Source organism: Paenibacillus sp. PK3_47 (assembly GCF_023520895.1).
In the GTDB taxonomy this organism is placed as follows: domain Bacteria; phylum Bacillota; class Bacilli; order Paenibacillales; family Paenibacillaceae; genus Paenibacillus_AQ.
This window is the reverse complement of the sequence record NZ_CP026029.1, coordinates 1,601,096-1,614,681: the sequence shown is the minus strand read 5'-3', so window position 1 is coordinate 1,614,681 and position 13,586 is coordinate 1,601,096. Positions and strand designations below refer to the sequence as shown.

At 51.2% G+C, this 13,586-nt stretch carries 9 protein-coding genes; 6 read left to right on the top strand and 3 right to left on the bottom strand.

Going from position 1 to position 13,586, the window contains the following annotated elements; all coding sequences use genetic code 11:
• Positions 1-29: 29 nt before the first annotated feature.
• From C2I18_RS07265 to C2I18_RS07255, 3 genes are all read left to right on the top strand, one after another.
• Positions 30-1,514: a glycoside hydrolase family 32 protein gene (locus tag C2I18_RS07265; protein WP_249900596.1), complete on the top strand. Its 1,485-nt coding sequence runs from the start codon at positions 30-32 to the stop codon at positions 1,512-1,514.
• Positions 1,515-1,528: 14 nt separating this feature from the next.
• Positions 1,529-2,419, top strand: coding sequence for an ROK family protein (locus C2I18_RS07260; protein ID WP_249900595.1), 891 nt, complete (start codon positions 1,529-1,531; stop codon positions 2,417-2,419).
• An 88-nt stretch (positions 2,420-2,507) separates the two neighbouring features.
• Positions 2,508-6,311 carry a GH32 C-terminal domain-containing protein gene (locus C2I18_RS07255; protein ID WP_249900594.1) on the top strand — a complete coding sequence of 1,268 codons (3,804 nt, stop codon included), beginning with the start codon at positions 2,508-2,510 and terminating at the stop codon, positions 6,309-6,311.
• Positions 6,312-6,404: 93 nt separating this feature from the next.
• Here the strand turns inward: C2I18_RS07255 and C2I18_RS07250 are convergent, their stop codons facing one another.
• Both C2I18_RS07250 and C2I18_RS07245 read right to left on the bottom strand, forming a co-directional pair.
• Positions 6,405-6,773: a hypothetical protein gene (locus C2I18_RS07250; protein WP_249900592.1), complete on the bottom strand. Its 369-nt coding sequence runs from the start codon at positions 6,771-6,773 to the stop codon at positions 6,405-6,407.
• A 106-nt stretch (positions 6,774-6,879) separates the two neighbouring features.
• Positions 6,880-7,353 carry a DUF2798 domain-containing protein gene (locus tag C2I18_RS07245; protein ID WP_249900591.1) on the bottom strand — a complete coding sequence of 158 codons (474 nt, stop codon included), beginning with the start codon at positions 7,351-7,353 and terminating at the stop codon, positions 6,880-6,882.
• Between the two features lie 134 nt (positions 7,354-7,487).
• Between C2I18_RS07245 and C2I18_RS07240 the strand changes: the two genes are divergently transcribed.
• From C2I18_RS07240 to C2I18_RS07230, 3 genes are all read left to right on the top strand, one after another.
• Positions 7,488-7,904: a MarR family winged helix-turn-helix transcriptional regulator gene (locus tag C2I18_RS07240; RefSeq protein ID WP_249900589.1), complete on the top strand. Its 417-nt coding sequence runs from the start codon at positions 7,488-7,490 to the stop codon at positions 7,902-7,904.
• Positions 7,905-8,019: 115 nt separating this feature from the next.
• A complete protein-coding gene (locus tag C2I18_RS07235) occupies positions 8,020-9,849 on the top strand; it encodes an APC family permease (protein ID WP_249900587.1) in 1,830 nt (609 codons plus the stop codon).
• A gap of 421 nt (positions 9,850-10,270) precedes the next feature.
• On the top strand, positions 10,271-10,981 hold the full coding sequence (locus C2I18_RS07230) for a hypothetical protein (protein ID WP_249900585.1): 711 nt from the start codon (positions 10,271-10,273) through the stop codon (positions 10,979-10,981).
• Between the two features lie 75 nt (positions 10,982-11,056).
• On the opposite strand, the gene C2I18_RS07225 is transcribed toward C2I18_RS07230, so the two are convergent.
• Positions 11,057-13,396, bottom strand: coding sequence for an AraC family transcriptional regulator (locus C2I18_RS07225; protein ID WP_249900584.1), 2,340 nt, complete (start codon positions 13,394-13,396; stop codon positions 11,057-11,059).
• Positions 13,397-13,586: the final 190 nt, after the last annotated feature.

Below are 13,586 nucleotides of genomic sequence, written 5' to 3'. Positions count from 1 at the left end.
CTTATCCAGGAAAAAAGGAGAAACCATAAATGTCTATCACAACCAAACCCAATTACCGCAGCGCCTATCATTTTTCACCTCAGCAGAACTGGATGAACGACCCTAACGGGCTGGTCTATTTCGAGGGCGAATATCATCTGTTCTTCCAGCATCATCCCGCAGGCATGACAATGGGGGATATGCACTGGGGCCATGCTGTCAGCAGGGACCTGATCCACTGGGAGGAACTGCCGATTGCGCTTGCACCGGATGAGCTGGGCATGATCTTCTCCGGAAGTGCAGTGGTGGACTGGAACAATACGACGGGATTTTTCGGGGATAAACCGGGGCTGGTAGCGATTTTTACGCATCACCTGGATATGCCGGAGGGGCAGCCTGCAATTCAGCGCCAGAGTCTGGCCTACAGCAAAGACAAGGGGAGAAGCTGGACGAAATACGAGGGGAATCCGGTAATCACCCATGAGACTTTCATCGATTTCCGTGATCCGAAAGTATTCTGGCACGAGGAGACAAGCAGGTGGGTGATGATTGTTGCCTGTGGCCAGACCGTATGCCTGTACCATTCCCCTGATTTGATCCACTGGACCTTTGCCAGCGAATTTGGCGAGGGGATCGGATCGCATGACGGGGTATGGGAATGTCCGGACTTGTTCCGGCTGGCCGTTGACGGCAATCCTTCGGACACGAAGTGGGTGATGCTGGTCAGTATCGGGGCGGACCCGGCTTTTGCGGAGGGCTCAAGAACACAATATTTCACCGGAGATTTCGACGGATCAACGTTCACGCCTGATCAAGCATCCAGGAACATCCGCTGGATCGATGCCGGCAGAGATAATTATGCAGGAGTAAGCTGGTCCGATATTCCGCAGGAGGACGGAAGACGTCTGTTCATCGGCTGGATGAGCAACTGGAAGTACGCCGGACAGACTCCGACTGAAGGATTCCGCGGGGCGATGACCATTCCAAGAGAACTGTATCTTGAAGCCAGAGAAGGTACGGCTGCACTGGTCCAAAAGCCTGCACGGGAGCTGGACGCGGCGCGCGTACCGCTTATTTCACTGAACAATGTGTCTGCAGCGGAGATGAATGCTGCCTGTGCCGGATTTCAATTGGATGCTTACGAGATAGAGGCCGTACTTAGCCGCGGAACATCTGCCGGTTTTAAAGTCAGAACCGGTGCGCAGCATCAGACCCTCACCGGTATCGATGCACAGGCGGGAGAACTGTACGTAGACCGGAAAGCTTCAGGTAGGACTGATTTCCACGAGGTATTCCCGGGCCGCCATAGCGCAAAGCTGCTGGAGCCGGGAACAACCATCGATTTGCGGATATATGTTGACCGTACTTCAGTGGAGGCATTCAGCAACGGGGGGCAGGCAGTGATATCAGATCTGATATTCCCGGGTCCTGATGATAATGGTCTTGCCGCGTTCGCCGGAAATGAGGATGACTTGTTCCTGTCTGTGAATATTTACAGGCTGTCTTCCTTAGATGCCGGCGGCGGCAGACGTTAACCGGGAGGCCACTTATGCGTATAGGAGCGATTGAAGCGGGCGGCACCAAATTCATATGCGGGATCGGAGACGGGCACGGGAACATTGAAGAACAGATCAGCTTCCCGACACAGCATCCGGAGCTGACGCTGCCCAAAGTCATTGAGTATTTTCAGGACCGGCAGGTGCAAGCCATGGGCATTGGTTCCTTTGGTCCGGTGGATCTCCGGCCGGAGAGCCGGACTTACGGTTACGTGACTACAACACCCAAGCCGGGATGGGCGAATTTTGATCTGCTGGGCACGCTGAAGCAAGTCTTCGATGTTCCGTTCGGCTGGGATACGGATGTTAACGCGGCAGTATACGGTGAGGTTAGATGGGGTGCTGCGCAAGGACTTACGAATTGCCTGTACATGACGGTGGGGACAGGTGTCGGCGTCGGCATCTATTCGGAAGGCAGGCTGGTTCATGGACTCGTACATCCCGAAGGCGGGCATGTGAGGATTAGACGCCATCCTGAGGATGATTTCCCGGGCATCTGTCCTTATCACGGCGGTTGTCTGGAGGGGATGGCGGCAGGTCCTGCCCTTGAAGCGAGATGGGGAAAGAAGGGGTACGAGCTTCCGGCGGACCACAAGGCATGGGAGATCGAAGCCTTCTACATTGCCCAGTCGCTGACAGATATGATTTTACTTTTATCCCCGCAAAAAATTATTCTCGGCGGCGGTGTCATGCAGCAGCCGCAGCTGTATCCGCTGATCCGGAAGGCTGTACTCCGGAATCTGAACGGATATGTCAGTTCCCCTGCCATTCTGGACCACATGGATGAATACATTGCTGCTCCGGGCCTTGGTCAACAGGCAGGATTACGCGGTGCACTGGCCTTGGGGGTTGAAGCATTAAATTACCAGGTTTCTACTATTTAAATAACAGATGGGCCGGCCGGTCAGATACACTGAGGGCCGGCCCTGCTCTTAAAAAGGTCTTATCATCTGGAGAAAGCGGGGGTAAAGGATGAAACGAAAATTGAAATCTGCGCTGTCTGTACTACTGGCAGCAGGCATTATGGTAATTTCGTCAGGATTGTACGGGGCCAATCCGGCTGCAGCAGGGGCAGCACCGGCAGCTGAAAAGCCAGCCGCTCAGCAGAAGGAGGAGTTTCTTATTTCTGAAACCGCTAACAATATAAACACCAACCTGACCGGTTGGCGTATGGCCGGAAAAGGCAGGCTTGAGAATACGCCCGAGGGTCTTCAGCTGACATCAGACCCTGGAGAGAATGTAATGGCTGTCTCCGGGACCATGGCAGATGATTTCATTTATGAAGCCGATGTTATGATTAAAGACCGGCAGCCCGATGCTTCCCTGTTTTTCCGTTCTAATGAAGATGGACAGCATTCTTATATGCTGCAGATCATTCCGCATCTTGGAATTATACGTTTACGGGACGCGGACACAGGAGAAGGCAAACTGAAGGAAGAGCGCCGGGTTAACATGGTGCAGGGTGAAATCTACCATCTAAAGGTGAAGGCGGAAGGAACATCATTCAAGGTGTATTGGGGAAACCAATATAAGCCTGTGATAGATGTCCAGGACACAGCTTATGCCTCCGGACGGCTTGGGCTTCATGTATGGGATGGGGCGGCTTTATTCCAGAACATCCTTATCAGTGATTTAAAAGGGAATCTGGGAAGTGTGCTGGCAAGCACCGGACAGTGGCAGCCTGACCTGAGCGGCCAAAAGGGGAGTTCTGTTAATGGAAGGAAGGCACAGAAACTGTATAACAGGCAAGCTGCCGATTTGGTGTACGAAGGCCAGATTTCGTTCCGGACAGATGCTTCCGCCGGGCTGTCCTTCCGCGCCTCTGCTAACGGGGCGAATGGCTACATAGCCATGCTTGCGAAGGAAGGCGGCGGGGTTCGGGCTTCTCTGACCAGGGCAGACGGCACGGTTATCGCAAGCTCAACCCGCTCTTATCCGAGTCCGGCAGGTGCAGGGCACGCTGTGGAGGTTCAGGCGAGGGGGAACCGGATTCAGATTTTTGTCGATGGATATACTCCGGCTGCCATCGATATTAAGGATAACTCTTATGCAAGCGGGTATGCCGGGCTGACGGTCAGCCATGGAACCGCCTATTTTCAGAATACTTATGTTACCGGTGCCGGCAGCTATAACAATGAAAAATACCGGCCTCAATATCATTATACGCCGATGCGCGGGTCTGTCAGTGACCCGAATGGCCTTGTCTACTATGAAGGCGAATACCATCTCTTTCATCAGGATGGCGGAACCTGGGCTCATGCGGTCAGCGAAGATATGCTGAACTGGAAACGCCTCCCGATTGCCCTGCCATGGAATGATTACGGGCATGTGTGGTCCGGCTCTGCAGTAGCCGATCTGCAGAACGCCTCCGGACTGTTCACGGATTCAGGAGGCAAAGGTCTTCTGGCTTACTATACCTCCTTCGATCCGGATGCCCCGAACGGCAATCAGCGGATTGGCCTTGCTTACAGCAAAGACCGGGGGCGTACGTGGGAATATGCCAAGGATCATCCGATTGTGATCGAGAATCCAGGGAACAACGGGCAGGATGCAGGAGGATGGGATTTCCGTGATCCCAAAGTTATCCGGGATGAAGACAATAACCGCTGGGTGATGGTAGTCTCCGGAGGTGATCATATCCGCTTTTTTACGTCAACCAACTTGCTGGACTGGAATTTGACTGATAATTGGGGATATGGGGCTTACATCCGTGGCGGTGTATGGGAGTGTCCCGACTTGTTCCCGCTTACCGTACAGGGAACGGCAGAGAAGAAATGGGTGCTGATGATCAGCACAGGGGCGAATCCGGCAACCGGCGGTTCAGATGCGGAATATTTTGTGGGAAGCCTGACGGCGGATGGCAGATTTGTAAATGATAATTCTCCGGGAACTGTGTTAAAGACCGATTTCGGCAAGGAATTTTATGCATCTATGTCTTTCTCCGATATGGAAGATGGACGCAGGGTGATGCTCGCCTGGATGGCGAACTGGGATTACCCGTTTGCTTTTCCGACAACAGGCTGGAAGGGGGAATTGACAATCCCCAGAGAAGTGACGCTGATACGTACCTCTGATGGCCTCCGGCTTGCCCAGAGTCCTGTAAGAGAGCTGGAATCACTGCGCAGCGGACTTTATTCGGCAGCGGACAAGAATATAAGTCCTTCTTCCGGCAACCTGCTGAAGGGAATCACTGCGGGAGCCTATGAAATTGAAGCGGCGCTGGAAGTTCCGGCCGGCAGCAGTGTGTCGGAATTTGGCTTTAATGTACGCGAAGGTACCGGTCAGAAGACGGTAATCGGCTACAAGCCGGGTGACGGCAGCGTGTTTGTGGACCGTTCTCTTTCCGGAGCAACGGACTTTTCCAGCCTGTTCAGTACCAGACATGAAGCGCAGGCACCGGCAGAGAATGGAGTCATCAAGCTGCGGATTCTGGTCGATGAATCTTCAGTTGAGGTATTTGTAAACGGAGGCAAGGTGGTGTTCTCCGATGTGATCTTCCCGGACCCGGCCAGCAGAGCCATGAGCTTGTATGCTAAGGGAGGCAATGTGAAGGTTATATCCCTGAAAGTCCATCAGCTGAAATCGGTATGGAATCCGGAGCCCGTTAACGCTGCACGGATTGTGATGGACACCGGTACCCGGGAGCTGGCTGCCGGACAAACCGATGTCCTTCAGGCGGCTGTCGAAAACGGACCCGGAAAAGGAGCACAGCCGCTGAAGTGGAAGTCCAGCAATCCCGCTACTGTAAGCATGGATGCAGCCAACGGCTCACAGGCCGTCCTTAAGGCCGAAAAGCCTGGGGAGGCTGTCATTACTGTATCGACACCGAACGGAAAGGCCTCCGCAAGCATGCTTGTAAAGGTCTGGGGCGGCGTGTTCCACAGTAATCTCAGCGGCTGGACCAAGGACTTATCCATGGCATCATGGCTTACAAGCGGTGAGGGTATCCGCGGGAGTCACTCCGGCGACGCGAATTATGTTGCCGGTGAACAGGCTGGGGATTTCAACTATGAAGCTGAAATGAAGCTGGGCAGCTCCGGCGGGGCCGGTTCGCTCCTGTTCCGGGCAAGTCCTGACGGGCGCAGCGGATATTATTTAAATCTGGATCCGAATATGAAGGCTGTCCGGCTGTTCTATAAGATTGACGGGAAATTCGAAGAGCGGCAGGTATTGGCAAAGGTGCCTGCCTTCATTCAGCCGGACCGGAAATATAAACTGAAGGTACAGGCGGAAGGTCCTGGCATAAAGGTAGAGTTGGACGGTCGGCAAATCATGGATCTGCAGGATGGAACCTTTGCTTCAGGATACTTTGGACTGCATGTGTTCGGAGGTACGGTTTCTTATCAGAACGTAAATGTAAGCGGGGCAGCTCCGGCTGAACTGCAGACAACTGCCTTGGTGAACAAAGCGTCCAATAAATCTGTATATTCGGCAAGGCAGGTGAATGGTGAGGCCGTGACTGTCCGCGAGGCAAATGAAGCGTCAGATCAGCGATGGGTGCTTGTACCGACAGGAGATGAAGCAGGCTCTTTTTCGATACGGACAGCTTCAGGCCAGGCCCTTGATCTGGACACCGGTCAGAATAAAATTCAGCTCTACACCTATCTAGGATATAACAATCAGCGCTGGATCATTTCCAGGAATGAAGACGGATCAGCAGCCATCTTGTCTGCCCATCATCAGATGGCGCTGGCAGTCACGGAGGATGGAACGGGTCTCACGTTAGAACCGCCGCGGACCGGTGAATCCCGGCAACAATGGCACTTCGTTTTCTGAACAGAATGGCCATAACCAACAACAGTCCCGGACGGCATCTTACCGTCGTCCGGGACTGTTGTTTATTTTCATATTCATATCCTAAGCAAAGCTCTAGATTTGTTTCCCGTCCTCGCCTTTCAGCTCCTTGCGGAGCAGCAGGGATTCGGCATAGGTAATCAGCGCTTGGACGAAAATAAGGAAGATCTGATTAAGCAGGCCGATTTCGGAAGTCATGATAATCACCAGTGAGATCAGACCGGTAAGCAGAGACAGCAGAATTAATCCTTTGGATGCTGAACGGTTGCCTCTGAACCGGAACAGATTCACGAGGGTGATGAATACGCCCTGGGCAAGTATACAGTTCACGAACAATGTGAATTTGGGCCACATAAAGGAATCGATCGATGAACCCCATACATTAACGAGTATAAGTGCTACGACTAGAATGAAGAGCGAGATGCCGTCTTTTCTGGTCATCATGGCAAACATCCTTTCTTATGCCGGAATAGTCTTATTGTCGCTAAAGCTCTGGAATGCTGTGATTGATATCCATTATTACCCAAGGCTGTGCGGGAATAAGCAGTGCTTATGCGTTTTGCACGGGGGCGCCCGCCGGGAACATCCGGGTGAAGAGGAACCGGGTGAGCGGACCAACCACGATCAGCTGCAGCGGCAGTGCGCAGATAAAGTTGAGTCCTGCAATTTTCAGATAGCGGCCCAAAAAGTTGCCACCGAATCCGTAGTGTGCTAAGGTGCCGTATAAAGACATACAGAGAACCATGCCGCAGACCATAAAGAAGGAGATGAACAGCACCTTTTTGATCATGGGATCGGCCGGTTTAACCAGCTTGAAGGCGATGCCCTTGGCGATTTTGCCGACGACAAAAATATCCAGAACCAGCGCAACAACAAGTGCGGGGATCAAGCCTGCCGCCACATTAATGAACAATCTGCTGTTCGCGCCAGTAGTTATAATTACGTTATAAAAGCTCATTCCGACAACCATCAGGAAGCACATGATACTGGTAAAGATCAGTGCTTCTTTTTTATTTTTGCCCATTGCTCAAACTCCCTTGAAATATGTTTTTTAGAAACTTTACTCATAGTATCAGGGGGAAGAATTATTGTCAACATAGTTGACATTATTGTAGTGTGGAGGCTATTCTGCTATATTTTTATCTGGAGGGCTTAGATATGAAGGACTATATACTTGATCTGAATTTGATCGATTTAATCAGTGAGAAGCACAAAGCGCTGCGGGAAAAGGTGAACGCGATCAGCAATGAACGGCTGAACCAGACGGAAACCCATATCCTGGCCAAGCTTGAGCTCCACGGCAGACTGTCCATTTCAGAGATCAGCAGACTGATCAATATCTCCCGCCAAGGGGCGCAAAAATACATTAATGACCTGCTCGCTGAAGGTTATGTGGAGACGGCGCTGGTCGAGGGGAACAGCAGGGACAAGCATGTTGTGCTGACTCCGCAGGGCAATGCCGCGTGCAGCCGGATGCTGGAGATCAAGCAGGGGATTGAACAGGAGATCGCTGGCGTTATTGGTGAGGAACAGGTAAAGCTGCTGAAAAAGCTGCTTGCCGAGGATTGGCTCTAAAGTGCTTCCGGTTTAATAGCCGGAGGCTTTTTTTCTTTATGAGATGTATATTATGGCCAGGTTATTTCGTAAATCCCCGGGCAACATAACACTAAAAAAGTGCGGGTGAGGCCAAATGATATCTTCGGTAAAAAGATTTCTGATTGGACGGCCGCTGAAATCGGATCAGCTGGGCGACCAGAAGCTGAGCAAGACAAAAGCGCTGGCCATTCTGTCTTCAGATGCCTTATCGTCTGTTGCCTATGGACCGGAGCAGATTCTGCTGGTGCTGGTGACACTGAGCGCCGCTGCATTCTGGTATTCCATACCAATTGCTGCGGGCGTTCTGATCCTGCTGCTGGCCCTGATATTGTCGTACCGCCAGATTATTTTTGCGTATCCCCAAGGCGGAGGAGCTTATGTCGTCTCCAAAGAGAACCTGGGCAAATATCCGGGACTTGTGGCCGGCGGCTCGCTGCTGGTGGACTACATTTTGACAGTTGCGGTTAGTGTATCCGCCGGTACGGACGCGGTTACCTCCGCTTTTCCAAGCCTGCATCCGTATAATGTGCTTATTGCCATCTTTTTTGTTCTGCTAATTACGACACTGAACCTGCGCGGGGTTACAGAGTCTGCTTCTTTTCTGGCCTATCCTGTGTATTTGTTCGTGCTTGCGTTATTCCTGATGATCGGGCTGGGGCTGTTCAAAATTGTAACCGGTCAGGTATCCATGGGGTTACACACACCTGTCGGTACTCCGGTGGCGGGGATCAGCCTGTTCCTGCTGTTAAAAGCTTTTTCGTCGGGGAGCTCAGCATTAACAGGTGTAGAAGCCATTTCGAATGCCATTCCCAACTTCAAAGCTCCGGCACCGAATAATGCAGCCAAAACACTGGCCGCGATGGGCATCCTGCTGGCTGTACTCTTTTCCGGAATTGTTATATTGGCGTATTATTATGGGATTGCCCCGAGGGAAGAGGTTACAGTAGTCTCGGATATTGCCGAACAGGTTTTCGGCCGGAACTTCATGTATTTCTTTGTTCAAGGGACTACGGCGCTGATCCTGGTGCTTGCGGCCAATACCGGATATTCGGCATTTCCGCTGCTGGCGGTCAATCTGGCCAAGGATAAATTTATCCCCAGAATGTTCACGGTGCGGGGAGACCGGCTTGGTTACTCCAACGGCATTCTGAGCCTCGGCATCCTGTCGATTGTTCTGATCATTGCATTTGAAGGCCGGACGGAGCAGCTGATTCCGCTGTATGCGGTAGGGGTGTTCATTCCGTTCACTCTCTCCCAGACAGGGATGATGCTGAAATGGCTCCGTCAAAAGCCGGAAGGCTGGGTCGGCAAGCTGATGATCAACACCACAGGCGCCCTGATCAGCTTCATCGTAACGATTATGTTCTTCCTGACAAAGTTCACGCAGGTGTGGCCGGTGCTGGTCTTCCTGCCGCTGATTATTCTGCTCTTTTTCCGGATCCGCAAACATTATGAGGCGGTGGCAGACCAGCTGCGGTTGTCGACCTGTGAAGAAGATCCGCTGGCGATTGAGGGGAATGTCATCATCCTGCCGGTGGCAGGCATCACACATGTCGTCGAGAACTCACTGAGGTATGCAAAATCGCTGTCACCTGATCAGATCATCGCCGTTCATGTCCCGTTCGAGCGGGATGACGAGCATACTTTTGAAGACAAATGGCAGAGGTTTCATCCCGAAGTGCGCCTGGTTTCCCTGTATTCGCCGTACCGCAGCATTATCCATCCGCTGACCAAGTTCATCGATACCGTACAGCGCAAAGCCGGCGAAGCGGATTACCAGGTTACCGTGATCGTGCCGCAGTTCATTCCGAAGAAAGGCTGGCATAATATCCTCCACAACCAGTCCAGTCTGCTGATCCGCGCACATCTGCTGTACCGGCGGAATGTAATCATCACTACGGTTCCCTACCACTTGAAAAAATAACACCCCCCCTGAACCGGACAGATCCGGCAGGGGGGTTGTTATGTGCTGCAGGAGCAGTGAATATTTAGACTTTATTGCGCCTGCCTGCTATCATAAAATAGGTTGGTAGATTTGCCGAGTGTAGTTGATAGAAGGCTGATTATACAGGGAGAATGCGGCTCTGTTGAGCTTAAGTGTATTTTTTACAGCTATAATCGCCTGCAGACGTGCTATCAGCCGAATAGATGTATTTGCTGCACTTAAAATTGCGGTTTTGGTTACCTTAGAAGTTTTTATGTCATTTTAGGTGTATGAAATGCAGCTATTCCTTTTTTGAGTGAAAAGGATGGTGTTTTAGCTGTACCAAATGCAATTAAAGTACTTCAACAGCCAGGGTACAGGCAACATAATAACTTAACCTGGAAATAACGGAGGTATAGGATTGAACAAGAGACAGTCAGGCCTCATCATAGCATTCTTTTCCGTGCTCATTCTTCTAACCGGCTGCGCCAAAGGGACAGCCCATATGACCGTGAAGAAGGATGGAAGCATGGATATCGCCTTCAATCTGCTGCTGGATGCCCGGGCAGAATCACTGGTGGGCGGCAAAGTGGAGGAGGTGCTGGCCAGCCGCCTGCAGAGTGCAGGTATTGAGCTGGACAAAAGCCGGAGCGGCGATTCCACGGAGTATCAGTTCCTCAAAAGCTACGGCTCGATCAAAGACCTGACAGCGAACGCCGGCAATTTTGAAATAGTGGATACACAGGTCGAACAGAGTGATAAGTGGCTGTACACTGTATACGATATCGAAGTCCAGCCCAAGCTGACGGCTTATTCGGATGAGATCATCGAGAGCATAGGCTCGCTCAGCGTACCGGAATCACTGGTTCGGCTGGTGCTGGGCAGCCTGGCCCTGGATTTCAAATTAACCCTGCCTTTCGATCTGTATGGTGACAACAATGCCGACAGCCAGGACGGCAGCACGTTAACCTGGCATATTACGATGGCCGATTCGGAACCGCTGCAGATGATCATCTACGTGCCTAATATCACGAACGTAGCCATTGCCGCCGGCGGTGTGCTGCTGGTTATAGCTGTTGTTATTACCGTATTTATTAGAAAAAGAAAAGCGCGCAGGCCAAAGTCTGCCTGAGAATAACCGCGCCAAGCCGCCGGCATTAGCCTTTACAAGGTTAAGCTGGCGGCTTTTGGTATACATGACTGCTGTTCAATAATCATCTGTAACCGCCCGGGGCTTCGAGACGGCATTGTCCCGGTACTGCCCCGGCGTCATCCCCTCCTGCTTGCGGAAGGAACGGATGAAGTTCTGCGAGTTGTTGTATCTCAGCTTGGCGGCAATATCCTTGACCGGCATGTCAGTCTCCTCCAGCCACTTCTTGGCCATTTTGAACCGGTACATCGCCAGGTATTCACTGAAATAATACTGGGTCTCCTTGCGGAACACACTGCTGATATAATTGGCATTGTAGTGCAGGCGCGAGGCGCATTCCTCCAGCGTAAGATCCCGGTCATATTCATGCTGCACAATATCGATAATCTTCTCGGAGATGTTATGATACTGGGCATTCTGCCGGCTGTGGAAAATTTTAATCATCGGCTGAATGACCACGTTCCAGAACCATTCCCCGATTTCCGCTGCAGTATGCAGATCCGTCAGCTCTTCGAACAGAGAACCGTTCACAGGATGAATCTGATTGAGGCTGATCCCCGATTCCTGCATCATAATGAGGGTATTATTGAGCAGGCGGGTCAGCGGAATCTGATATTCCTGCGGCGACAGCCCCGGCTTGAAGATACAAGCAAGCAGCTTGTTCAGCAGCTCCTTCGCCTTATCGGTGTCCGCCAGCTTGATGGCATCCATCAGGTCATTTTCGGTATGGGCCGGATAGTTGAGGTTGAGATAATGCTTTCCGGAGTTGATATTCTCATATTGAATAATGATCCCTTTGCCGAGCGTAATCCGGTGTTTGAGCGCCTCAAGCCCTTCCCTGTAGGCGATGGAAATTTTATCAAACGAATGAAAAGGCAGACTGAGCCCGATGCTGACCTCCAGCTTCAGGTAGTTGTTAATTTCCTGCTGCAGATACTCCGTGAGTGAATAAAGGGTCCGGTGAAAAGATTCCGCATTGCCGTCAGCGCTGCCGATCAGCGCTACCACTTCATGGTCGATGATGACCGGATCGAGTCTGCTGTCCTGCGGGACCAGCTCCTCAATCATATTATGCGCGGCGAACAGGAGCAGATGGAGATCTTTTTTCTCATAACTGGTTTTTTCAGAGAAATCGATACTCAGCGTAATCACGGCCATGGTCTGCCATTCGTCGACCCGGGACTGATAGCCGTAATGCTCCAGCTCTTCCAGCAGCTCGCGGTTTTTGAGATTGCCCTGAAAAGCCTTGGTCAGGAAAAAGGTGCGGACCTGCCGGATATGCTGGCTGACCTCTTTTTCAAGCTGTGACTTCGACTGGAACAAGTGATGCAGCTGCTCGCCTATGAGCTGGAATTCATCGGTATGTCTGGATTTGATCCCGGGTCTGCGCTGGCCCATCTGATTCAGCAGTCGTTCAATCGGGCTGTACATCCGCCGCGAGCCGAGCCAGGCAAATAAAATGGACAGGAGCAGCATGACAGCGCAGACGGCAAAGGTATAGGTACCGATTTTATCGGATTCCTTGGTCAGCCCGCCGATGGAAGTCACGGACAAATAGACCCATCCGTTCAATTGCGAACGCAAATAGGTAACGGAGAATTCTTTTTTATCGATAACGGTCTTGAACTGCCCTGAGGTCCTGCCGGTATCCTGTACAAAAGATAAATCGGAAAAACCGCTCTCCCCGGCAGGCTTGCCGATCAGCGCGCGGTCGGGATGGAGCAGAACCGTGCCGGATTCATTCAGAACAATGGTACTGTCGAGCGGATCCACATCGGAATTAATGAAGTCCTGCAGACTGCAGGCGGGAATATTGGCCAGCGCGAGCCCGTATTTCTGGAGCTTCGACGTCGGGAGCTTTTTGATCAGACTGATGGTGTAATCGCAGCCGGTCACATTCACACTTTCCTCACTGTAGAACAGGGAAGAAGGGCTCAGCACCCAGGAGGTTTTGTCGGGAACATTCATCAGGTTGCTCAGCTGCTCATAGTTCGGATATTCATTCAGGCGGTAGAGACCCGAGTTCTTGATCATCCAGTTCTCACGCTGGTTCAGCAGAATAACATCCTCCAGCTTGGTATCGAAGGACTGCATGTTGCGAATTTCGTTGCGTAAATCATTATATAAAATGAAATCGGTTACATTTAACGGGTTGTTCAATGCTTTTTTGAGGACTGAAGAATTGACGACCTGGTTCAGCGCCTGGTTGACAGTGGTCAGCTTATGCTCTACATTTGAATTAATTTGTGAAATAAGTTCCATTTTGCTTTTGTTAACATTTTTTTGAATTTCATTGGAAGATGTGAGGTAAGAAAAAGACCCGATGAACAGCACAGGCAGCGTACTGATCATAAAGGCGAATAAAGTTAATTTGGTCAGGAAGCTCCAATGTCTCACAGATTCAGCACCTCATCTTTCGGTAAAAGCAGTCACCTATCTAAGTGTATTCATCAGCTTGGATAATAACAATAATCATCTCGTACCGCAATAATCATTATCTCAAATCATCGCTAGAAATTGTAAAATATTCTATTATTAGCAGGTGTGCACAGGCTTGGATCAGAATAATGCTTATGTATTAATTTTT